Source organism: Plantactinospora sp. ZYX-F-223, assembly GCF_039649625.1.
Lineage (GTDB): Bacteria > Actinomycetota > Actinomycetes > Mycobacteriales > Micromonosporaceae > Plantactinospora.
On the sequence record NZ_JBDJAV010000062.1, the window covers coordinates 17089 to 39591 of the forward strand.

The window sequence follows — 22503 nt, forward strand, 5'->3', positions numbered from 1 at the left end:
ATCAGTTCCCGCCCCTCCCCCCGCCCGCGCTCGGGCCCGCCACGGCCACCCCGCCGGTCGTCGCGGCTCCGGTCCGGCCGATCGGGCGTGGCACGACGCCCGACGCACCGGCCGCGCCGGTGTCACGGGCCCGCCGGACCGGCGCCTCGGCGCCGCGACTCGGTCTCGGCGAACCCATCGTGTTGCCGGCCCCCGACCCGGCCGCTCCGGCCACGGTGCCGACGGCGCTCCGGCCGGCCTCGAACCGCTCCGTGCCCCGGTCGACGCGTCCGGAGCCCGGTGCGGGAGCGTCCGGTGCGGGCGGCAGCGCCGGGGTACCGCTACAGCGGTCCGATGTGGAACGAGGCCGCGGCCCGTCGGCCGACAGCACGTCCGGCACGTCGGGGCGGAGCGGGGTCGCGCCGGTCGACCGTCCCGGCGTCGCCGCGGCCCCGGGTGGTCCCACCGTCCCCGCACCCGGCCCGGTCGCACCGATCCGTCCCGGCCCACCCGGTCCCGGCGGTGCGACGCCGCGCCCCGGCCCGACCGCCGCCAGCCCGACCGCCGCAGCGGAACTCTCCGGCCCTGGCGGCGAACGGTCCCGGGGCGTCTCGGCGGGCCCGGGCGGTCCGCCGGCCCGCCGGCCAGGGCCGCCGTCCGGATCGCCCGTCGGGCTCGGTGCCCCGCTCGGCCCGGAGGCCCGGCCCCGGCTCGTGATCCGGCCCCGACCGCCGGCCACCTCCGGGCCCGCCCCGACCGACCCGCCCGGACCGTCGACCGCGCCGCCCAGCCGCTCCGCCGCCGCGCCCAAGCTGTCCGAGCCGTCGGCGGTGCCCTCGCTGCCGGGGACGCGTCCGGCCCCGAGGGGCGGCACGGCCACGGCAGGGTCCGACGCTCCGGACCGAGCGGCCCAGCCGGTGCGACGGTCCGTCGAACCGCATCCCCGGCTGCCGGTCGGCCGGCCGCACCCCGAAGGGCCCACCGGGCAATCCCGCACCCGGCTGCCGGCCCCCCGACCGCAGTCCCCGTCGTCGAGCACCGCCCCGCCACCGCCGGGCACCGGCATGCCGGCGGGCGGTGCCGGTCCGGTCGCGACGCCGTCGGGTCGAGCGGCTCCGTCCCAGGATGCTGCCGGGACCGGACCGGCCGGCCGGCGGGCGAACCTGGTTCCGCTGCTCGGCGGACGGCCCGGACTGCCGATCCTGCGCCGGACCGCCGCGATCCCGGCGGCACACGGCGCGGACTCCGGAAGGACGATGCCCGCCGACGCCCGTAGCCCGGCCCGACCTGCGGTGCCGATCCGCTGGACCAGACCCCCGGGCAGCAGGTCGGACCCGTCGGCCAGCACCGCCACGACGACCGGCCGAACACCGGCAACCAGCAGGGAGGTGCCCGCCATGGTGGGGCCCGCCACAGTTTCCGCCGATGCCGGGATCCGGACCGCCCCGGTCCTGGGCCCTCGTCCGGCGCAAGCGCGACCACTCCCCCGGCCCGGCGCCGGCCCGGCGCGGCCGCCATCCACCGTTGCCGTGTCGGTGCCTCCGCCGCCCGTTCCGGTTCCGGCTGCCGGGCTCCGGCCGGCACTGGCCGGCACCGCCGGGTCCAGGGTCGGAACGGGTCCTCGGGGTGCCGCCTCCGCCCGAACGGCCGACGCCGCGCTGCCGGTGCGGCGGACCTCCCGCGCTTCCACCGCCGGCAGCACGGCGCCGACGGCACCGACCCGATCCGGACCGATCGTCCAGAAGCGATCGGCACCGGCCAACCCACCGACCGCCAGTCGCACGGCAACCGCCGGGGGCAGCGGTGGGACGGCAGGTCCCGACTCGGCGGGAGGTCGTCCGCGCGGCTCCTCTGGCCCGGGACGCGACGAGCGGGACAGCGCCGAACGGTTCCACCATCTCGACCGCCGGGCCCTGGACGAACTCGCCCACCGCCTCGTCGAGCCGATCTCCCGGCTGCTGCGGGCCGAACTCCGGCTGGGCCGGGAGCGTACCGGTCGATGGCTGGACGGTGCACGATGACCGGTACCGATCCGGGCACCAGCGTCCACTTCCGGCTCCGCATCGACGGAATCGACCTCGGCGACTGGAACTCGTGTGACGGGCTCGGCTGCGAGGTCGAGGTGGAGCAGCACCAGGAGGGCGGCAACAACGGCTTCGTCTGGCAACTGCCGTCCCGGGTGCGCTACACCAACGTCACCCTCACCCGGCCGCTGATTCCGGACACGGCCAAGGTGGCCCGACTGCTCTCCGCCCTACCGCAGGGGATCACCCGGGGCACCGCCCAGATCGCGGCGCTGCGGCCCGACCGGGCGCTGCTGGTGCAGTGGGGCCTGGCCGACGTCGTACTCGTCCGCTGGACCGGTCCGTCCTTCGGCCCCGATCTCTCCCAGGCGGCGACGGAGAGCATCGAACTCGCGTACAACGGTTTCCTGGAGGTGGGCTAGGTGCCACGACCAGGGTGCCGGACCGGCGGGGCGGTGGCGCCATGACGAGACCGACCGGCAAGGTCTCCGCGTTCCTCCAGCGCTACCACCCACCACCGGGCGGCGGCAACCGTCCCGGCGGTCCGCTCGGCGGCCCGATCGCCTTCATGTTCAACCCGAACCAGCTGACCCTGACCAAGTCGGCCTCCTGGATCCCGCACGTGGTCCGCGGCGCGGAGCAGGTCGGGGTCCCGGAGTTCAGCGGCTCGGAGCCGCGCACCCTCGCCCTGACGGTGTTCCTCGACGTGACCGACACGCACGGCCGCACCGTGCAGCAACGGGTCGAGACCCTGTTGTCCTGCTGCACGCCGACCACGGCCAGCATCGCGGCCAAGGCGCCGTCGCCACCCTGGGTGAAGTTCACCTGGGGCCAGTTCCAGACCGTCTCGTTCTACTCGTACGCCAGCCAGGTCACCGCGACGTACACCCTGTTCAACAGCTCCGGTACCCCGCTGCGGGCGACCTGCGAGCTGACCCTGACCGAGATCAGCGGCAGCAAGCCCGGCCAGAACCCCACCTCCGGCGGTCGCTCCGCCCGGCGAATGCACCGGGTGGTGGACGGCGACTCGCTGCCGCTGCTGGCCCACCGGGAGTACGGCGACCCGACGGTGTGGCGGGTGATCGCCGAGGCGAACGATCTCGACGACCCGACCCGGCTCCGCCCCGGCACCGAACTGCTGCTGCCCTCCGCCGACGAGTTCCCGCCCGTGCCGTCCCGCGACCCCGGCCCGGCGGCCGAGACGGTCGCCCCCGCTGGCGAAGGTAGGTAGATCGCGTGTCCGAGGGGAACCTCACCAATCTGCTCAAGGTCGGCCTGCCGGTGGACGGGCTCCCCGATCCGTGGCCGGACGAGTTGGTGTACGGCTCCGTCGACGACGGTGCCGGCGTGCCGGCGGTGGCGACCCTGCGCTACCGCGACCCCGGGTCGCTGCTGCTGCAACAGACCGGGATCGCGATAGGCCGGAAGCTGACCGTGGCGGTGCGGGCCGGGAACCGGAACGGCGAGACGGCGCTGTTCACCGGGGAGGTGGTCACCGTCGAGACGGAGTTCGACGGCACCGGCACCTACACCACCATCCGGGCCATGGACCTGTCGCACCGGCTCATGCGCGGTCGACGGGTCGCCAGCTACCGCAACCAGAAGGCCTCCGACCTCGCCAGGCAACTCGCCCGGTCTGCCGGCCTGCCGATCGGCCGGATAGATCCCACCACAGTGGTCTACGAGGTGGTGTCGCAACCGAACGTCAGCGACTGGGAGTTCCTCACCATGCTGGCGGCCGACAACGACGCCGAGGTGGCGGTGGTCGACGGCAAGTTCGAGTTCCGTCGACCCGTCCGCGCCGCCTCCGCCCCTGGCCCGCAGACGACCGCCGAGCGCAGCGACTTCGTGGCGGAGGTGGACGGGAACGTGCTCACCATGCGCGCCACCGTCACCTCGGTCGGCCAGTTCACCGACGTGGAGGTGCGGGGCTGGGATCGCCGTACCCGCGAGCCGGTGATCGGGCGCAGCCCGGTGCGCGACAGCGACGAGGTGCGCATCCCGGTGACCGCCGGGGAGCTGGCGGGCCGGTTCGGCACCGCAGAGATGCTGGTCGCCGACGTGCCGTACGAAACCGTGGCCGAGGTCGGTACGGTGTCCCGCGCCCTGGCCGCCCAGGTGGCGGCCGGCGTCGCCGAACTCGAGGTGGCCGTCCGGGGCAACCCGCGGCTGCGGGCCGGCGTGCCGTTCGCGCTGACCGGGGTGGGGCAGCCGTTCGCCGGCAAGTACACCACGACCGCCAGCCGGCACGTGTTCGGCCCGGCGCGGTTCTACCAGACCTGGCTGACGGTCAGCGGCGGCCGGGACCGGTCGCTGGCCGGGCTGGCCGCCGGCACCCTGGCCCCGGCCCGGTCGGCCCGGATGCCGGGACTGGCCGTCGGCGTGGTCACCGACGTCAACGCCGCCCTCGACCGCAACCACCCGGAACGCCGGGACCGGGGCTGGGTCAAGCTCCGGTTCCCGTGGCTGGACGACAAGTACGAGACCGACTGGGTCCGGACGGTGCAACTCGGCGGCTTCGGCGGCGGCGGGGTCTGCTGCCCCGAGGTCGGCGACGAGGTGCTCGTCGGGTTCGAGCAGGGGATGCTCGACCGGCCGTACGTGGTCGGCGGGTTGTACAACGGCCTCGACCAGCCGTCGCCGCACGACGTACCGCTGGTCGACCCGACGAGCGGGGCGGTGAACCGGCTCTCGTTCGCCTCCCGAGCGGGCCGGGCAGCCGGCCGCCGGAGCACCGGCAACTGGGTGGAACTGCTCGACGGACCCACCGTCGCCGCCCCGCAGGGGGTGCGGTTACGCACCCGCAGCGGCACCGACAACCTGCTGCTGCACCTGGACCGGGCCGGCACGTCGGTGGTGGTCCGCAGCGACGGCAGCGTGGTGATCGAGGCCAAGACCGAGGTTGTCGTCGAGGGGACCCAAGGCGTGTCGGTCGAGTCGGGTGGACCGGTCTCGGTCAAGGGCCGGGGCGTGTCGGTGGACGCTGGAGCCGGCGAGCTGAAACTCACCGGGGCCAGCGTGTCCGTCTCCGGCCGGATCGTACGGATCAACTGAGAGCGCAGGCCCAACGGAGAGGGAGGGAAGACGCGATGCCACCAGCAGCCCGGATCGGGGACAGGATCGGCCACGGCGCCCCCACCGGTACCGTCGGACCGGTCGGCGCCGGCGCGCCGGCGCCGACCGCCGGACCCACGCTCGGCGTGTCCAGCGTGCTGATCGGTGGCCTGCCGGCCGCGGTGGTCGGCACGCTCTGCACCTGTCCGATCCCGCCGCCGCACCTGGCGCTCGGGCCGGGCAACGTCGTGCTGCCCGGCCCGCCACCGGTACGCGGACAGGTGCTGATCGGCGGCTTCCCCGCCGCCCGGATGGGCGACCGGACCACCTGCTCGGCGACGATCCTGACCGGCGCCGGCACCGTTCTCATCGGGGGCTGAGCGAGGTGGCGGAGCAGTTCATCGGCGCCGGTTGGGCGTTCCCGCTCCGGTTGGACGCCGGCGGCGGCATCGCCCTGGTCAACCGGGAGCGGGAGATCGTCGAGGCGATCCGGCTGATCCTCGGTACCGCCCCCGGCGAGCGGCCGATGCGTCCCGAGTTCGGCTGCGGGGTGCACGACTACGTCTTCGCTCCGGCGGACGAGAACACCGCCGGGCAGATCGCCTTCGAGGTGCGGGCCGCGCTGGACCGCTGGGAGCCGCGGATCGAGGTCACCGACGTGCTCGTGGGCTTCGACGAGGTGCACGTCGGCACCCTCTACATCGACATCCGGTACCTGGTCCGGGGCACCAACGATCCACGCAACCTGGTCTTCCCGTTCTACGTAATCCCGTCGCACGACGGGCCCGAGACGGAGGCGACGAACTGATGGCCCTGCCCGCGCCGAACCTCGACGACCGCCGCTTCCAGCACCTGGTCGACGACGCCAAGCGATTCATCCAGCAACGCTGTCCGGAGTGGACGGACCACAACGTCTCCGACCCGGGTGTCACGCTGATCGAGGCGTTCGCCCAGATGACGGACGAGCTGCTGTACCGGTTGAACCGGGTGCCGGAGAAGAACTACCTCGCCTTCCTCGACCTGATCGGCGTCCGGCTCTTCCCGCCGACCGCCGCCCGTGCCGACCTCACCTTCTGGCTCGCCGCCCCGCAGGCCGAGGCGGTGCTGCTGCGGGCCGGCACCGAGGCCGGCACGGTCCGTACCGAGACGGAGGAGGCGATCGTCTTCGCCACCGCCGCCGACCTGGCGATCGTGCCGTGCGAGCTGGTTCACCTGCGCGTCCACCCCGCCGACGGGCCGGCGGCCGATCGTACCGACCAGGTGTGGGACGGCCACGACGTACCCTGTTTCGCCACCCCGCCCGCGGTCGGCGACGCCCTGCTGCTCGGCCTGGACTCGGCGGTCCCGTCCTGCGCGGTGGTGCTGCGCCTGGAGAGCCGGGTCCAGGGCATCGGGGTCGACCCTCGGCAGCCGCCGCTGCGCTGGGAGGCGTGGGACGGTGCCGGCTGGGTGGAGTGCGACGTCGACAGCGACTCCACCGGCGGACTCAACCGGCCCGGCGACGTGGTGCTGCACGTGCCGGCCGGACACACCACCTCCACCGTCGGCGGCCAGCGGGCCGGCTGGCTGCGGTGCCGGCTGGTGGCAGCCGAGCCCGGACAGCCGTTCTACGCGGCGTCGCCGACGATCCGGGCGGCGTCGGCCTTCACCATCGGCGGCACGGTCGCCGCGGTGCACGCCGAGACGGTGGTCGGCGAGTTCCTCGGCGAATCCGAGGGGGTGCCGGGGCAACGCTTCCGGGTGCTCCGGCCGCCGGTGATCCCGGACGACGAGCCGTTCGTGGTCGAGGTCTCCGACGGCACCGGCTGGCAGGAGTGGGCCGAGGTGGACGCGTTCGGCGGCACCGGTCCGGACGAGCGGTGCGTGACGGTGGACCGGACCACCGGCGAGGTGGCGTTCGGCCCGGCCGTCCGCGAACCCGACGGAACGCTCCGCCGGTACGGCGCGGTTCCGCGCAACGGCGCCCGGTTGCGGGTCCGCCGGTACCGCACCGGCGGCGGGCGACGCGGGAACGTGGCCCGGGGCGCGATCTCGATGCTGCGCAGCTCGGTGCCGTACGTGAGCCGGGTGGAGAACCGGGAGGCCGCCGCCGGCGGGGTGGACGGCGAGTCGGTACAGAGCGCCCGACAGCGGGGTCCGGTGCAGCTGCGGGCCCAGGACCGGGCGGTCACCGCGCGCGACTACGAGCTGATCGCCGCAGAGGCGGTGCCCGCCGCGGCCCGGATCCGCTGCCTGCCCGCCGGGGGCGGCGCCGACGCCGGCGGGGTACGCGTCCTCGTCGTGCCCGAGGCGGTCGCGGACGCGGGTGACCGACTGCGCTTCGAGCAGTTGATCCCGCCCGACGACATGCTGGCGACCGTTGCCGAGCATCTGGACGCCCGCCGGCCCATCGGGGTACGCCTGGCCGTGGAGCCACCGTTCTACCAGGGCGTCACCGTGGCGGCCCGGTTGACCGCCCGGCCCGGGGCGGCCGTCGAGCGACTCCGGACCGCCGCGCTCGACGCGCTCTACGGCTATCTCAACCCGCTGCGTGGCGGGCCGGACGGGTCGGGCTGGCCGTTCGGCCGGCCGGTGCACTCCGGCGAACTCTTCGGAGTACTCCAGCAGCTGCCCGGCGTCGCGTTGGTGGAGGAGGTACTGCTCTTCTCCGCCGACCCGATCACCGGCCGGCGTGGTACGGCGACGCCCCGGATGGCACTCGACCCGCACGCGTTGGTCTTCTCCTACGAGCACCAGGTCCGGGTGGAGGAACGCTGAGACCGGCCCCGGCCGGAGAGAGGAGCGTCCGATGCGTGGCGCGGTGCCGGGCCTCGGCACACCACATCCGTTCGGCAGCCGGCTGCCGACGATCTACGGCACCGACGAGCTGGCCGGACGGCTGCTCGCCGCCTTCGACGAGGTGCTGGCCCCGGTGCACTCGACGCTGGACAACCTCGCCGCCTATCTGGACCCCCGGCTGGCCCCGGCCGACTTCGTCGACTGGCTTGCCGGCTGGGTGGCGGCCGAGACGGCACCGGGGTGGACGCTGCGGCAGCGTCGCGAGGCGGTCGCCAGCGCGGTGGCGCTGCACCGGGTACGCGGCACGGCTCGGGGCCTGGCAGAGCAGGTACGGACGGTCTTCGGGGTGCGGCCGGAGGTCACCGAGAACGGCGGTACGGTCTGGTCGTCGACCCCGGGCGGGCCGCTGCCGGGTACGGCGGCGCCCGCCCTGACGGTGACCGTGCGGGTGCCCGGCCCCGACCTGGTTCCGCTGGCCCGGCTGCGGGCTCTGGTGGAGGCCAACCGACCCGCGCACGTGCCGTGCACCGTTCGGGTGGTCATCGAGGACGAGCGGGTGGCCGGGGGTGACGACGATGGAACGCTGTGACCGGTGCGCGCCGGCCGAACCCGGCAGCGCGTTCTGCGCGGTCTGCGGATCGTTCCTGGAATGGGAACAGGCCGGGGATGCGCTGCCTCCGCCCCGGCCGTCGACTCCGACCCCTGCCGTCCGGCCCTCGGCCACGACGGTCCCTCCGCCGGACGTGCGGCCGACCGGAGCGACCCGACCGGCGGCGGACGGAGACGGCGACCGGCCGGCTGCCGTGGCCCGTCGCCCGCAGGACGTGGAAGGCGTCGCCGACCGCGCCACCGACCCGGCGACGGCCCGCCCGGCGGAAGCGGGAACCACGGCGGAGGTCGGGACCGCGCCGGACCGTCTGGCGGGCTCGGCCGTGGAGGCTGTCCAGCCGGCTCGGCCGCAGATCCGCCGACCCGTGGTACGACGACGTCAGCCCGAGCCGGACGAGGGTGCCGGCGACGTCGTCTGCCCGGCCTGCGCGACCGGCAACCCACGGGACCGGAGGTTCTGCCGGCGGTGCGGCGCGGCCCTCGATACCGTCCGGCCCGGACCGGCGGCCCCGGTCTCGTGGTGGCGCCGACTCTGCCGGGCCCTGGTCCGTGGGGCGCGGTGGCTGGCCCGGCCCCGCTCGGGCGGCTGGGGTCTGGTCCACCGGATCGGCATCCTGCTGCTCGCCGTCGCCCTGCTCGCCGGCCTCGGCTACGGCGTGGTCCGGCTCGGCACCCGGGCCAGCGACGCGGTACGTGACCGGCTCGCCGATCCAGAGCCGGTGAGTCCGGTGTCGGTGGGCGCGTCGAGCCAGGCGCGGAGCCACTCCGCGGAGTTGGTCGTGGACGGACTCAGCAACAGTTACTGGGCACCGGCGGGAAACGGCCCGGGGCGCGGCGAGTACGTGGAACTGACCTTCGGCACGCCGTTCCGGATGCTCAACCTGATCGTCCATTCCGGTGTGTCGGCCCAGCGCGACGTGTTCCTGCGGCAGGCCCGACCGGCGGAGCTGGAACTGACCGTCTGGACCAGTCAGGGCGAGCCGGAAACCACCACGTTGCGGCTTGCCGACCGAGCCGGTCCGCAGACCTTCCGCCGGGTCTTCCCTGACGTGGTGCGGATCCGGTTGACCGTCCGCCAGAGCTACGGCGGCGCCGCCGACCGCCGTACCGCGATCGCCGAGGTGGAGATCTTCCACCGTTCCTCCTGACGACGCGGGCTGCTCTCACGCGGCCCAGGCCGGTCCGGACACCCCGAGCGTCCGCAACACCCGGCCGTACGCGCTGCGGGTCCGCGCGGCCGCCGCCGCATCGCCGGAACGCTGGTGCGCCTCGGCCAGTACCCGCCAGGCGTCGTCACGGAATCCGTCGATCTCCAGTCCGCGCCGTGCCGCCGCGACCGCCGCCGCGAGGTGCCCCGCCTCCAGTTCGAGCGCCGCGAGCATCGCCGCCGACTCCGCCGCCGACGTGCGGTAGCGGTCGCGTTCGGCTACCACCCACTCGGCCGGCCCATCCTCCGGCAGCAGGTCGCCCGCGTACTGGGCGAGGGCCTCCCGCAGGGCAGCCGCCTCGGCGGCCCGCTGCCCCGTACCGACGGTCCGGCGCCAGGCCGCGACCGCCTCCTGGAAGGAGCGCACGTCGCAGAGCGCGGCGTGCGGCAGCGCCAGCCGGTAGGACTCGCCGTCACGCCGGACGAACGTGGACTCACCGCGCCGCACGCCGGGTTCGAGGAACGCCCGAAGCGTGGAGACGCCGACGTGCAGATTGCGAATGCCGGACCGGACCGGTAGTTCCGGCCAGAGCGCCGACAGGATGATCTCGCGGTGCACCGGCCTCCCCCCGTGGGCGGCCAGAAAGCGCAGCAGGGCCCGGACCCTCGGCCGTACCGTCGTCCAGTCCAACTGCCGCCCGGGGATCGTCAACTGGAACCCGCCGAAACAGCGCACCACGAGCGACGGACCGGCGTACCCGGACAGCGCCCCGACCTCCGGTGCCAGCCGCTCGGCCGTCCGACTCCGGATCGTCTGGTGGATCGAATACCCCATCCTCGGAACTCCTCCGTCCTGGCATCGGTCGCACTCGCGTAGACCCAGCCTGGCTCAGCGGGCCGCCGCGGACATCGGCTAGTTGACGTGAACCGATCCGGCCCCGGCGGTAGCCGGATCCCCCGACCCCGACCGCTGCCCGGGTCACGTCCAGCCGTCACCTCGGGCCGGTCGCGGGCCTGCGGCGGCAACCTGACCGACGGACGTGCCGGCGGTGTGCCCGAGCCCAGGAGACCGGCCGGACCGTCCGGTCCGGCGCCACCAACTCCACGTGAGATGACGGATGTCCCCGGCGGAGCCGTGCGCCGTGGCCTCCGACCGGCCGGTGGTGTCCGGGCGTCAGGCTCCAGGGTTGGAGGCGGTCTCCCGGCGCAACGCCTCACGCGCGATCTCCACCCGGCTCCGTACGCCGAGCTTGCCCAGCACGTGCGAGATGTGGGTCTGCACGGTACGCCGGGAAAGATACAGCTCTCGGGCGATGTCCGGTGTGGACCGTCCTTCGGCGACCAGGACGGCCACCCGGGTCTCGGTCGGGGTGAGCGCCTCCCAGCCGAGCTGCGCGCGGGCCGGCCGGGGACCACGGACACCCCGACGGACGCCGACGCGCCGTAGTCGTCCCTCGGCCCGACGGATGTCCCAGAGCGCACCGAGGGCGTCGTACCGATCGACCGCCTCACCCAGCAGCGTCCTCGCCTCCGCCTGCTGGCCGCCCCCGGCGAGCACTGCGGCCAGGTCCTCCAGCGTCCCGGTCAACTCCACCGGTGAACCGACCGACTGGTAGTACGCGACCGCCTCGCGCAGCGGCGCCGGATCCCCGTCGAGCAGGCCCTGACACCGGCGCGCCGCCGCGGCGGCCCGACCCGGCCGAGACTCCGCCGCAGCCTCCGCCTGGCAGGCCTGCAACGCCGCCCGCGCCGCCGGCCGGTCGTCCACCGCCATCCCGAGTCGCACCAGCTCGGGCATCCACTGGTGGAGCAGGGTCATTTCGCCGGGTACGCGTTCCAGGAGCGTCGACAGCAGCGACAGCGCCCGTGCCGGCTCCCCCTCCTGCTCGGCCGCGAGCGCGCGGGCGGCGAGCAGGAAGTCACGGTTCTCCCGGTCGGCGACGGTCCGGACGGGCAGCGCGAGACCCGCCCGGAGGTGCTCGGCCGCGGTGCCGTTGTCGCCCCGGTGTCCGGCGATGAACGCGGCGACACCGTGCCAGAGCAACGCCGGTCCTCGCTCACGGAGCCCGGAGTAGGTGATGCCGGTGGTGTCGCGGTCGACGGTGTCGAGTTCGGCCAGGGCGTCGTCCCACCGACCGAGCCAGTACAGCAACACGGCTGCGGTGAGCGCCGAGACGCCCTGACCGGATCCGGCGGCCCGCTGACCAAGGTCGCGGGCGCGGCGCAGGGTCGCCTCCGCCTCCGGCCACCGGTCGAGGTTCTGCAGGCTGAAGATTCGGCTGTCGAAGGCGAAGGTGCGCAGGTCGGTGTGCTCCGGTGCGTCGCCCAGCACCATCAGCGCCCGGTCGACGTAGCCGAGGGCGGCGTCGTGGTCCCGCCGGATCGAGTGCGTCAGCCACAGGTCGGTCAGCGCGTAGGCGGTGGCGAACGCGTCCCCGGCCTCCTCCCCCACCCGCAGCGCCTGACGCGCGGTGCCGTCGGCGGTGTCCAGCTCGCCGGTGCTGGCCCGCTCGAACATCGACAGCGAGGCCAGCAGGCGGGCCCGCCACACCGCCGGCACGTCCGGGCGGCCGAGCGCGCTTCGGACGACGTCCACGGCCTCCTCGTTGCGGCCCTGGTGGAACAGTGTGCGGGCCAGTATCGAGGACATCTCGACCCGGTGTTCCGGCCGGGTCGCCACGGCGAGCGCCTGCCGGGCCCGGTCGGCGGCCTCCGGATGGCGCCCGACGCCGAGCAGTACCCGGGCGAGTTCGACGGTCAGGGCGGCCCGGTCGGTCCGGTCGAGTTGGCCCGCCTCCAGTTCCCGCTGCAGGAGTTCCATCGCGATGTCCGGGGCCCTCGCGGCCAGTGCCGGCACCGCCTCGACCACCCAGGTACGTGTCCACTCGTCTCCCGGACGGCCGGCCGCCAGCAGTTGTTGGGCCACCCGCAGCGGTTCGGCGCCGGCGGACACCAGCGCCTTCGCCGCCTCGCAGTGCAGCGCCGCCCGCAGCGCGGCCGGCACGCTGTCGTAGAGGGCCTGACGGATCAACGGATGCCGGAAGGCGAGCTGGTCGCCGACGCCGACGACGATGCCGGCGGCGACCGCGTCCTGCAAGCCCTCCGCCAGGTCGGAGGCCGTACGGCGCAGCAGCGCGGCGAGGTCGGTGACCGCGAACTCACCGCCGAGCAGTGAGGCGGTGCGCAGCATCTGGGCGGTCGCCACCGAGACCACACTGAGCCGGTCGCTCAGCGCGGCCGTGAAGGAGGCCGGAACCCGTTCGAACGCGTCGTCGGAGAGTTCGCCGTCGGCCAGCGCGGCGCCGGCCGTCTGCTCCCGGGCCAGGGCGTCGAGCAGTTCACGCAGGTACAGCGGATTACCCATGGCTCGCCCGAGCAGGCGGTTGAGCGCGGGTCCCGGCGGCACCCCGAGCATTCCGGTGACCAGGGCACGGACGTCGTCCGCGTCGAGCGCGCCGAGCGGAAGCAGGGTGCCACCCCGGCGTAGCGTCGCCGCCCGCAGCGTCTGCACGTCCTGACGGGCCGGCACCGGACGGGTGGCGCTGACCAGCAGGAGCGGAAGTTCCTCGGCGGCGAGGGCGAGCCGGTGCCACAGCATCAACGACGCCTCGTCCGCCCATTGCAGATCGTCGAGGACCAGCACGGTGGGCGTGTCGGTGGCGAGCTCGTCGACCAGTGACACGAGCGCCTCGGTAGCGGCGTAGGCGACGTCGTCCGCGGCGAACAGCCCTGGTCGGCGGTCCTGCAGGAACTCGGCGATCCGCGCTCGGCGGGGATCCGGCGAGCGCGGTCGCACCTGGAGGCAGTCCAGCATCACCCGCAGTGGAAAGCGGTGCGACAACTGGTCTGCGGTGCCCCACAACAGCTCGCCGGGCCGAAGCCCGGCGCCGGTGAGTCCGGCGGCCACCAGGGTGGACTTGCCGATGCCGGCCTCGCCCTCCACCCAGAGCACCGATCCCCGGCCCTGACGGGTGGCCTCGACGGCCGTGTGCAGTGCCGCCAGTTCCTTCTCCCGGCCGGCCCAGACGGTCGGCAGCTCAACCGGGAACATGACGGCGACACACGTCCGGAATGGAAGCAGGGGCGACAACCACGGGCATATGCTAGCCGACGATCCCCGGGCCCATCCACCAACAGCCATTGATGCCTGATGATGTAACACACAATTATTCGGAGTCGTTCCGTGCTAAAGAATCCGGAGCGGCGCCGGGCACCGCTCGGCGAGCGGCGCGTCATGAAACCGATCTTGCTCGTCTACGGGATGCTCAGCGTCACTGCGGCAGGAGGGTCGCGGTGCCCTCCACCACCGCGTTGCCGGTGACCGTGCCGCCGTTGACCCAGGCCAGGTCCTCGATCCGGCGTTGCCGCTGACGGTTCCGCCGTAGCAGCGTCATCATCACCATCCGCCTCCCGAACCGACAAGGGCGCCCTATCCGCCATACACGGCGATCCCGTGCAACCCACCTCGGACGCGCGCATCGCAGGGAAAGGTCTGGCAGCCGATGGTCTTGGGCCGGCATTTTACGTTACTCCGCGTGCACATATTGCATCCAGCATCGCTACGGACCGAAATATGATCTCCGAATCGGCGGGACCCGCATGTGAGGTTGCTGTAACGATTCGGACACATTAATCCCCACGACAGCCGTTCATGTTCCGAGCGGCTCGGGTGGGGATCGTTTCTTCTGGCGTGGAATTTGTACCGCCGACGGCTGCCGATCGAGGGTGATGGTGTCGGCGTCGCAGGTGATGGTGACCTGGTTTGCCCGCAGGTACGCAGCGGTAGCTCGCGCGTCGTCGCGGACTTTCGTTGTAGGGCAACTTGCCGATCGGTGTAGCGGAGGTTGGCCAGGAACGCCCCAACGGCAGTAAGCATCCAGCCTTGGCCGCTGCGGTGCGGGTTACGTACCGGATCGGCGCCCGACGGGCACGGCATGTCGTTGAGTTCGCGGGCGATGCTGGCCACGCTGCGGCCGTTAAGCCGCTGTTCGAAGATCCACCGCACGTGGGGTGTGGCGGCCGGGTCAGGTTCCAGGCGGTGCAAGTATGTGGCGACAGTGCGAGGGTCGTCGCGGACTTCCGCTGTTCGGGCCGTCGAGTTGCCGTGCGATGCGGGCGAGGAGCAGGTCTTCGCGTAGGCACAGCGGTTTTGGCCGGCCGGATAGGAGCCGCGTCCGCAGGCGGTGTGCCGGGACACGAGCGTCGACGGACCAGACGGAAGCCGTCCCCGTATGGGTGGTTCACCCGCCTGGCGGCGTTGATGCTGGTCGACGAGGGTCTGGCTCGCCACTGACCTGTTCGGGTCCGACGACACCGACCGGTGTACGACTGTAATCGAGATGCTGAAGGTGCTGCGCACCCCGCACCTGGGGCAGAAACTCGACCCTGATCGGCTCACCTCACAGATCCGCTCGGCGCTGCCACCGGTTGCGACGAGCGAGGTGACCGAACTCGCCCACGGCTGGCAAGAGCTCGAACAGCTGGCCCGCGATCGGGACTCGGCCGAGCAGGCCCGCAAAGCAATCGCCGTCTACCTCACACGGGCATGGCGACCGTGGGCCGACGCCGTCCTTCGTCTGCACGCCGACACCCTGATCGCCGCCGACACCGGTGTCACGGAGGCACGTGCCCAGGTCGGCGCCGCGAAGGCAGACCTGGACGACGCCCGCAAACGCCTGGACGAGGAGGCGAGAAACACCCAGCACCTCGAAGAAGCTCGCGACCGTACGCGTACAGAACTGATGCAGTTGCTGCGCTCCGCGGCGTACACGAGCGCGGTAGAGCGGGCCAACGACGCCAAGCGGCTGCGTACGGAAGCGAATGCGGCGAACCGCCGCGCGGAGAAAGCCGCCGCTCACCTCGGACGGACCCGCGCTGACCTCGAAGCGGCCAAGTCCGAGCAGGAGAAGGCCGACGAAAAGCACGGAAATGCTGAGCAGGAGCTGAACCTCGCCGCCCGCCGTGCGGCCGACACCGCGGCGGTTGCCAGGCTCGGCAACCAGGTTCCGCAGTGGGCAGCATCCGGAGACGTCGACCGGTTCGACGCAGCGATTACCACCCGCCGCGCCCAGGTCGGCACGCTGCGGAAACTGATCCGCGCTGCCAGCAAGGCGTCCTCGGCCTGGCAGGCACTCGACGACGTGACTCAGAAAGCGCAGGAGCAGCTCGATGAACGCACTGACGCAGCGGAAGCCTCCGAGCACGCCCTGGCGCAGGCAGTGCAAATCCTGTCCGACGATCTGGAGCGGTGGGCAACCACACTCGGCGATGTGCGCCCGCCGGTCGAAGTCCGCGACGCGTGGATCACCGCCGTTACGGCCCAGACAGGAACGCTCCGGCCACGGGAGGTACTGACCGGCCTGCTGGCCCGGGAGTGGCTCGACCCAGTAACCGGGCCCCTCACCACCCGCGTCGCTGAGCTCAGCTGATCACACCGGAACCGATCAGCCTCCCAACGCAACAGAGCCACTGGGCTAAGAATTGCTTCACCAGATCAAGAACGGCCCGGCGCAAGGCCGGGCCGCGCGCACGCGCTCCAGGCCTACGGCCCCGCGCGCACGCCCACCAACACCGAGTCGCCAACGCGCCTGACAACCCTTCACACTCCCCGTAGGGAGTCTCCATCCTGAGGCCGACACCCAATCCATGGAATCCATGATCTTGGATATAGATGATCCATTGACATCAGTCGCGACAGCAACCGGGGCGCATCTCGCCACCCCAAGCCGCGCGACCGCGCCGACCTGCACCGGTTGATAACCATTGTTGCTAGCTACAATGTGAGCCGATAACGCAACTCGGCCGTACAGCACCTTTGAACCAATCTCGCCGCCACGGCGAGCAGCGCACTTGGACTAAGAGAAGGTACCGACTATACCATTGAGTACATCCTCTTCCAACGCGCCTACGTGAAGGCGAGGCGGCATTATGCCAACCAGCGAACTCCACGCGCTATTTACACCTACAGCGAATTCCTCCGCCTCAAAAGCGAACGAAAGTCTTCCTGATGCGTTCTCCACTCGTCGCACGCTCGATGAGATCCGGTGCAAGCGATCGAGGATCTCCCGCTCATCGGTTAGGTTATTGCCGTAGAATGCTCCCGCGTACGGTAGTGCGTACAGCCAATCAAGAAAAGCGTCGTGCTCAATTAAGGCATCCAACGATGCAAAATCATGCACCGCCGCTTCGTCGAAGATAACGGTCAGCCGACCAGCGTAATCGAACGCAGCGCCCGCCGGACTATTGGTGCATACCGCGTATGAGATTTCCAGCTCCTCGCCCGCATCGGGCTCGCAGACCGGGGTGAAGTCAACGCTAGTGCCGAAGTATCGACTCGAGTAACGCACGCCTCCATATCGACATTGGACGACATCAAGTAGCTCTACCAGACCACTTCCACTTCCATGACTTTCCAACAACGCTTGACGCAGAGTCTCGCCAGTCATACCCGCGTCGAACCCGAGACGTGAAGCGTTCCTCGCGAGAAATTGCCTAGCTCGACTGGACAACGACAAGGTGTCATCAAGGATATGAATGCAATCGCGCCACCATTAACCTCCACCACCTCTTGACACAGCACCAAGCGCGGACAACAGTCGCACACAGTTACCACACGGCGCCATAATCGTCTTGTGCATATTCCTTCCGATAGCGTGAGAATGAATCCCCATCGTTGTGAAGTGAATTGGCGTTGCCCCTAGTCCCATGACTTTCGCTGCGCCACTCACTTCGCTGCACCCCCCGTGCGCATGGCCACAGGCAGTCAGGGCAGAGTTCAAGCGACCGGGCCGCGGGAATCGTCCCACATTCATCGACCTCGTGTGCACTTGCGCCCGCTCGCACTGCGTCCCTGCGGCGGCGCGGTCGAGCACGGATCGCGAGGTGCGCTGACTGAACCTTTTTCAACCTGAACCGCGCGGCGCTCGCGCACCGCGTCTGACCTTGCGGTCCGCCGAACCGTAAGGGGAAGTTGAAAAGGTTCACTGGTTGCCCGAGCGTTGCCGATCTTGGCTAGAGTGCGGGTCGGCTACCGCGCGTCCAGGTCAGCGGTGCAGTGGGAGGAACGACGTGACATCCAAGCTATCGCCACCGACATTCCTGCTCGCCCGGCCGACCCGGCGCAGCGTGCTGACCGCCGGTCTGGCCGGGGCAGGCATGCTAGCCGCAGGGATCACCGGCCACGCGCGGGCCGCGCACGCTGCCCCGCCCGGGCCGCGCGCCCTCGGGCGTACCGGCGAGCGGCTCCCGGCGATCGGGCTCGCCCTCACCAGCCTCGACCGGCGTCCCGAGGCGCAGCGTTCGTACCTGCGGAACGTCCTGAAGGCGCACTGGGAAGCCGGCGGCCGGGTGATCGACACCTCTGGTCTGTCCGGCGACTCGGAGCACGCTTTCCACGACGCCGCCACCGATCTCGGCATCGCGAGCGAGATGTTCCTGAGCCAGCGGCTCCGCTCGGCCGACGGTGACGATCGTCAGCTTCAGGCCACCGCGGCGCGGCTGCGGCGAGATCAGATCGACGTTCTGCAGGTCGACGACCTGGCCGACGCCGAGGTCGCCGTGCCCCTGCTGCGGCGGTGGAAGACGGCCGGAAAGATCCGGTACGTCGGCGTCGGTCACCAGGACACGCGCTACTTCCCGGCCATCGAGATTCTGATGCGCAACGCGGGCGTCGACGTCGTCCAGGTTCGCTACTCGATCCTCACCCGGACGGCCGAGGAGCACATCCTGCCGCTCGCCGCAGAGCGGGGCGTCGGCGTCATCGTCACTATGCCGACAGAGGACGGTCGCCTGCACCAGATGGTCGCGGGGCGTCCGGTGCCCGGCTGGGCGGCAGAGTTCGGCGCGACGACCTGGACGCAGTTCTTCCTGAAGTATGTCCTGGCCCACCCGGCCGTCACGGTCGCCCTGCCGCCCGCGGGCAGCCCCGCCCAGGTCGCCCAGAACATGCGGGCACTGCGAGGCCCCCTGCCCGACGAGGAGCAGAGGGCCCGCATGATCGACTACCTGGCCGCGACGGCGTAGGCCGTTTCGCCACGCCTCCGGTCGGGAGGCGCGGCGCGACGGCCTACTTGACAACCTCGCCGACCGGCAGGACGGCCATGCCGCGGGCGTTGATAGCCCGCATGATGGCCGCGAAGTCGTCCTTGTGGCACTCGGCGCTGTTCGTCGGGGTGGTGGTGACGATGCGGTGAAAACACAGGATCAACCAGCCGCCGGCCTGCTGCGCGCGGTCGAGCAGACCACCCGGGCCGGCCAGGTGGGCCGGGTTCGACAGGCCGTTGGCGATCGAGCTGATGCCGGTCAGCGACCGGAGCCGGTGCGGCATCGGCGGCGGCGTGATCTCGCGGTTGTCCTCTGCGATGATCGACCGGCCGGTGCCGAAGTAGCGGGACACGATCGACTCGACGCTCACGCCGTCCGTTGTCTTCCCGAACCGGCCGCCGGGGTAGGCGAACGAGTCGCCGTGGAAACCGTTCTCGACCAGCCAGGCCCGCAGATTGGCGGCATCGGTGTCCACTTCTTCCGCGGTCACACCGTCGTACCGCTTCTCGTGCACGATGCCCTGGTGGCTGTGTCCGGCGACCTCCCACCCCGAGAGGTTCTGCGCCGCCCGGAGCTGGGCCACGGTGTACTTTGCGTCGGTGCCGATCTGGTCGGCGATGGTGTACGTGGTGCCGCGGTAGCCGTACGTGTCCATCGCCGGACGCCCGTTGCGGAAGACGTCCGCCCACGAGTCGTCGAACGTGATCGACACGAGGCCGTCCGGGTAGCTCACGCTCGTGTCGTCGACCAGCTCGATCGACTGGAGGCGGACCGTGACCGGGCCGGTGCCGGCGTCAATCACCTGGAACCGCAGGTCGGTGAAGCCCTTGGTGGTGGACGGCATCCGCGTGGACGACAGGGTAAAGGCGCCGCTGGCCGACTGGACGTCGCCCCATTGCAGGGTGACCATCACCCACTCGCCGGTCTGCACCCAGTTCTGCGTGGTCGTGTGGGTGTGCACCCGCCACTTGAAGCTGTTGGCCAGGCTGGCCGTGCCCACGTAGAAGCTGATCCAGCGCAGCCTGGAGACGTCCGAGACCTTGAACATCAGGCGGATCGCCTTGCCGGTCAGGTCGAGCGCCGGCCCCGCGAACCGCTGGACGTTGGCCTGGTCGGCGCCCGCGCCGTTCTCGGTGGCACGTCCCGCCGTGGTGATCCAGACCGACTGGGTTCCGCGCACGCACTCACTGTCGTCGTTGAGATTCGACGACCCCACGTTGCCGCCCGTGACACTCCACCCATGGCCCGTCTGGAAGTTCTGCGTCCACTTGGCCGGGGCCCACGCGGGGACCGATCGAGGCGCGATGATCGGATTTGGCAAGGGTCCTCCACATTCAGCGGGATGCCCGTAGCGGGCAACCCTCGACGAACAGGTCGGCAATCGGCGCCACGCTACCTGACGATCTTGCAATCCGATACCGCCCCGCCCCGGCAGCGATCGTCAGGGTGCGGCACCCAGTCCGGCCTGGTTGATCATGGGCTGGAGCAGCGTCGACATGGTGGCCGCGGCCCGTTCGGGATCCCCGACGACGATCGCCTCGACGAGCTCGGCGTGCAGCTGCGGGTGTTCGTCGGTCTCGCCGGCCACGTCGTGCTGCGGATGGTGCTGGTGGACGAGGCATGGAAACTGCTGCCCGGCGGACGCGGCGGAGTGCTCCTGGAGACCCTGGCCAAGTCCGCCCGCAAATACGGCGTCGGCCTGACCGTGGTGACCCAGGACCCCGCCGACGTGCTCGCCACCAAGACCGGCCGCGCCGTCGTCTCCAACCCAGCCACCCAGGTGCTGTTGCGGCAGGCCCCGCAGGCGATCGACGCCGTGGCCGACGCGTTCGGACTCACCGACGGCGAGCGGGCCTTCCTGCTGTCCTGCCAACGCGGCGACGCGCTCCTCACGGCAGGATCAGCCCGGGCGGCCTTCCACAGCCACGCCTGCCCAGAAGAGCACGAGTTGATCGTCACGGGCTTCGAGGTCGACGATCCTGATCGGTGATCCCGATTGAGTCTGGGAAATTCCGCTCCGGAGGCGAGGAGAGTACATGCAGTTTAGGGAATTCCGGGCGCGTGAGCCGGCGTACTGGGCCCTCGGCGGGCGTTCTGGCGGAGCCGAGCAAACAACCGGTACCTGTGGTGCTCGGGCTGTGAAGGGGCGGTTGTGGAGATAGTCGTCGACCGCAGACCGATAGCCGTAGCTGGGCACTACCAATTTGCCCACAGAGATCGGGGACTGCCGTGGGAGTCGTTGACCGCTGCGTGGCTTGTGGAAGCGTCGGTCAGAAACCAGAAGGCGGCACGGATGTCCGAACCGTGGGGGACCCGGAACTGGAAGCTGCCCAGCCCACCGGGCGGCGGGCAACATGATCTCCGACACCCGGCGAGCGCGTGACCGAGGATCCTTGCGGCCCTACAGCGGACCGACGCGCCAGCCCTCCAGATCTGTGGGTGCGTTGATGTGATACGTACGCACGCCGAGATCCTCGCAGGTGTATATCCGGGATGGCGGGTACCCGATTTGGATCGTCCTGCGGCCCCAGGTCTGCGCCTCGAAGGTCACGTCATACGCCTGCACCCCGTAGTCCCCCCGGATCCCGGAGCGCGGCGGCACGGTAGCGGTCACCGACACCCCGACCGCCGTCGTCCGCGACCACTGGACGTTCGAGCCGACCGTCAGCTCCAGCTTCTTGAGCAGCGACGCCTTCATGCTCGCGCTGACCGAGACGCTGAACGTCTGCGACTGCTGTGAGGTGAACGTGACGCTCGCCGGGGTGTCCAGGTTGTTCACCGCGATCCTGGTGTCGCTGACATTGAAGGTAGGCGTCGAATTGAACGAGAGATAGTCGTAACTCTCCCAGACGGGCCGCTCCGGGGACGAAGGAACCCATTCCCAGTCCCGGGCGCCGAGTTCGATACAGAGCCCCGGGGAGGCGGCGGCCGGGGCGGCCTCCACCAGGACGACCAGCCCCGCCGAGGCCGCCACCGTGAGCGTCGACAGTACGGCCGACCGCCACCACTTCCGCCCAGGCGCGTACGTCCGAATCACCACCGCGTACCCCTTCTGGAACAGCCGGCGAAGTCAGGGCATTGAAGCTAACAGGCGGGTGGGTGCCGGCGAAAGCAGTCGATATGGCGGCCCGGACAGGGCGTGGATCCACGATCCGAGGTCAACCGTCCACCCCTGCCGAGCATTCAGTCCGGATCCACTCCTGCCGAGGATTTCGGCAATGCCGGCGCATGCCGCGAACGGTCCGGACGTGTGCGAACGGACCGGCCCGCGAGCCGTCCTTGAGGTTCCACCCCGGGACCGGACACCGGGGTTTCAAGCCGCGAGGGCGGTGGGTGGACGGTAGCAGGCACGGGCTTCGTAGAACTCGTCCGCTCGGGGCGGCGATCAGGTCGCCCGTTTCGCGGTCAGGCAGACGTTGCTGCCGGTCGGCCGCTGCGACGTTGGCGCGTATACGAGCGCCTATGGAGCCGAGGTGACGGGTACCTGCCTCACCGCCGCTGTGCCTGGTCGACAGCGCGAGGAACCTTGGGTTGTTCCGCCACCGGTGTGACCAGGAAACATTGGGCGCGAACAGAAGCAGGTGCGGGGCGAGCGCCGCAGTCACGCACATCGCGATGATCACCAGACCGGGGATGACCATCCCGACAACGGGGCCAGGTGGTGCGTCGGTTACGGCGTCGACCGGTGTCGCATTCGCATGACTGGGTGGACATGGTCAGCTCGGCGCTGGAGTCGTCGCGTTAGGGCTGGCCAGCGTTGTGGATTTCGCTGGATGCAACAGGGTGACCGCCGCATGCACGCCGACCACTGGACCATTCGATGCAACCACGGTTACAGTAATCTCTGTTGCTTCCTGGAGGGTGGTGGTT

The 22503-nt window shown here is 71.2% G+C and carries 18 protein-coding genes and 1 pseudogene; 11 read left to right on the forward strand and 8 right to left on the reverse strand.

What is annotated here, in order from left to right:
* Position 1 precedes the first annotated feature (1 nt).
* A complete protein-coding gene (locus AAH979_RS37820) occupies positions 2 to 859 on the reverse strand; it encodes a hypothetical protein (protein WP_346262944.1) in 858 nt (285 codons plus the stop codon).
* A 1137-nt stretch (positions 860 to 1996) separates the two neighbouring features.
* On the opposite strand from AAH979_RS37820, the gene AAH979_RS37825 reads away from it, so the two are divergent.
* The 8 genes from AAH979_RS37825 (at position 1997) to AAH979_RS37860 (ending at position 9592) form a co-directional block, all read left to right on the forward strand.
* Positions 1997 to 2425 carry a phage tail protein gene (locus AAH979_RS37825; RefSeq protein WP_346262945.1) on the forward strand — a complete coding sequence of 143 codons (429 nt, stop codon included), beginning with the start codon at positions 1997 to 1999 and terminating at the stop codon, positions 2423 to 2425.
* A 41-nt stretch (positions 2426 to 2466) separates the two neighbouring features.
* The gene (locus tag AAH979_RS37830; RefSeq protein WP_346262946.1) at positions 2467 to 3234 is read left to right on the forward strand and encodes a peptidase M23; all 768 of its coding nucleotides are present in this window, start codon (positions 2467 to 2469) and stop codon (positions 3232 to 3234) included.
* A gap of 5 nt (positions 3235 to 3239) precedes the next feature.
* Positions 3240 to 5057 carry a VgrG-related protein gene (locus AAH979_RS37835; protein WP_346262947.1) on the forward strand — a complete coding sequence of 606 codons (1818 nt, stop codon included), beginning with the start codon at positions 3240 to 3242 and terminating at the stop codon, positions 5055 to 5057.
* A 35-nt stretch (positions 5058 to 5092) separates the two neighbouring features.
* Positions 5093 to 5437, forward strand: coding sequence for a PAAR domain-containing protein (locus AAH979_RS37840; RefSeq protein ID WP_346262948.1), 345 nt, complete (start codon positions 5093 to 5095; stop codon positions 5435 to 5437).
* A 5-nt stretch (positions 5438 to 5442) separates the two neighbouring features.
* Positions 5443 to 5865, forward strand: a complete 423-nt coding sequence (locus AAH979_RS37845) for a GPW/gp25 family protein (RefSeq protein ID WP_203869014.1) — start codon at positions 5443 to 5445, stop codon at positions 5863 to 5865.
* Complete coding sequence (locus AAH979_RS37850; RefSeq protein ID WP_346262949.1) at positions 5865 to 7814, forward strand: putative baseplate assembly protein; 1950 nt, start codon at positions 5865 to 5867, stop codon at positions 7812 to 7814. Before AAH979_RS37845 ends, AAH979_RS37850 begins: the two co-directional genes overlap by 1 nt.
* A gap of 31 nt (positions 7815 to 7845) precedes the next feature.
* Complete coding sequence (locus AAH979_RS37855) at positions 7846 to 8424, forward strand: phage tail protein (protein WP_346262950.1); 579 nt, start codon at positions 7846 to 7848, stop codon at positions 8422 to 8424.
* A gap of 385 nt (positions 8425 to 8809) precedes the next feature.
* Complete coding sequence (locus tag AAH979_RS37860; protein WP_346262951.1) at positions 8810 to 9592, forward strand: hypothetical protein; 783 nt, start codon at positions 8810 to 8812, stop codon at positions 9590 to 9592.
* A 15-nt stretch (positions 9593 to 9607) separates the two neighbouring features.
* On the opposite strand, the gene AAH979_RS37865 is transcribed toward AAH979_RS37860, so the two are convergent.
* The 4 genes from AAH979_RS37865 to AAH979_RS37880 all read right to left on the reverse strand — a co-directional run bounded on the left by AAH979_RS37865 (position 9608) and on the right by AAH979_RS37880 (position 14989).
* Complete coding sequence (locus AAH979_RS37865) at positions 9608 to 10426, reverse strand: BTAD domain-containing putative transcriptional regulator (protein WP_346262952.1); 819 nt, start codon at positions 10424 to 10426, stop codon at positions 9608 to 9610.
* Positions 10427 to 10765: 339 nt separating this feature from the next.
* Positions 10766 to 13642 carry an AAA family ATPase gene (locus tag AAH979_RS37870; RefSeq protein ID WP_346262953.1) on the reverse strand — a complete coding sequence of 959 codons (2877 nt, stop codon included), beginning with the start codon at positions 13640 to 13642 and terminating at the stop codon, positions 10766 to 10768.
* Between the two features lie 220 nt (positions 13643 to 13862).
* The gene (locus tag AAH979_RS37875) at positions 13863 to 13985 is read right to left on the reverse strand and encodes a hypothetical protein (RefSeq protein ID WP_346262954.1); all 123 of its coding nucleotides are present in this window, start codon (positions 13983 to 13985) and stop codon (positions 13863 to 13865) included.
* Between the two features lie 35 nt (positions 13986 to 14020).
* Entirely contained in the window at positions 14021 to 14989 is a 969-nt protein-coding gene (locus AAH979_RS37880; protein ID WP_346262955.1) for a recombinase family protein, read from the reverse strand.
* On the opposite strand from AAH979_RS37880, the gene AAH979_RS37885 reads away from it, so the two are divergent.
* Positions 14931 to 16019: a hypothetical protein gene (locus tag AAH979_RS37885; RefSeq protein WP_346262956.1), complete on the forward strand. Its 1089-nt coding sequence runs from the start codon at positions 14931 to 14933 to the stop codon at positions 16017 to 16019. The genes AAH979_RS37880 and AAH979_RS37885 overlap by 59 nt on opposite strands.
* 426 nt (positions 16020 to 16445) lie before the next feature.
* On the opposite strand, the gene AAH979_RS37890 is transcribed toward AAH979_RS37885, so the two are convergent.
* On the reverse strand, positions 16446 to 16937 hold the full coding sequence (locus AAH979_RS37890) for a hypothetical protein (protein ID WP_346262957.1): 492 nt from the start codon (positions 16935 to 16937) through the stop codon (positions 16446 to 16448).
* A gap of 721 nt (positions 16938 to 17658) precedes the next feature.
* On the opposite strand from AAH979_RS37890, the gene AAH979_RS37895 reads away from it, so the two are divergent.
* Positions 17659 to 18612: an aldo/keto reductase gene (locus AAH979_RS37895; protein ID WP_346262958.1), complete on the forward strand. Its 954-nt coding sequence runs from the start codon at positions 17659 to 17661 to the stop codon at positions 18610 to 18612.
* A gap of 43 nt (positions 18613 to 18655) precedes the next feature.
* Here AAH979_RS37895 and AAH979_RS37900 read toward each other — a convergent pair whose 3' ends face one another.
* Positions 18656 to 19813, reverse strand: coding sequence for a polysaccharide deacetylase family protein (locus AAH979_RS37900; protein ID WP_346262959.1), 1158 nt, complete (start codon positions 19811 to 19813; stop codon positions 18656 to 18658).
* A gap of 417 nt (positions 19814 to 20230) precedes the next feature.
* Here AAH979_RS37900 and AAH979_RS37905 point away from each other — a divergent pair.
* A pseudogene (locus tag AAH979_RS37905) lies at positions 20231 to 20623 on the forward strand (conjugal transfer protein TraC); the annotation flags it as partial.
* 411 nt (positions 20624 to 21034) lie between these two features.
* Here the strand turns inward: AAH979_RS37905 and AAH979_RS37910 are convergent.
* The gene (locus AAH979_RS37910; RefSeq protein ID WP_346262960.1) at positions 21035 to 21673 is read right to left on the reverse strand and encodes a hypothetical protein; all 639 of its coding nucleotides are present in this window, start codon (positions 21671 to 21673) and stop codon (positions 21035 to 21037) included.
* Positions 21674 to 22503 lie beyond the last annotated feature (830 nt).

Coding starts and splice junctions, on each gene's coding strand:
- AAH979_RS37825 (WP_346262945.1), top strand. CDS start 1,997: ATGACCGGTACCGATCCGGGCACCAGCGTCCACTTCCGGCTCCGCATC.
- AAH979_RS37830 (WP_346262946.1), top strand. CDS start 2,467: ATGACGAGACCGACCGGCAAGGTCTCCGCGTTCCTCCAGCGCTACCAC.
- AAH979_RS37840 (WP_346262948.1), top strand. CDS start 5,093: ATGCCACCAGCAGCCCGGATCGGGGACAGGATCGGCCACGGCGCCCCC.
- AAH979_RS37850 (WP_346262949.1), top strand. CDS start 5,865: ATGGCCCTGCCCGCGCCGAACCTCGACGACCGCCGCTTCCAGCACCTG.
- AAH979_RS37855 (WP_346262950.1), top strand. CDS start 7,846: ATGCGTGGCGCGGTGCCGGGCCTCGGCACACCACATCCGTTCGGCAGC.
- AAH979_RS37865 (WP_346262952.1), bottom strand. CDS start 10,426: ATGGGGTATTCGATCCACCAGACGATCCGGAGTCGGACGGCCGAGCGG.
- AAH979_RS37870 (WP_346262953.1), bottom strand. CDS start 13,642: ATGTTCCCGGTTGAGCTGCCGACCGTCTGGGCCGGCCGGGAGAAGGAA.
- AAH979_RS37875 (WP_346262954.1), bottom strand. CDS start 13,985: ATGACGCTGCTACGGCGGAACCGTCAGCGGCAACGCCGGATCGAGGAC.
- AAH979_RS37885 (WP_346262956.1), top strand. CDS start 14,931: ATGCTGAAGGTGCTGCGCACCCCGCACCTGGGGCAGAAACTCGACCCT.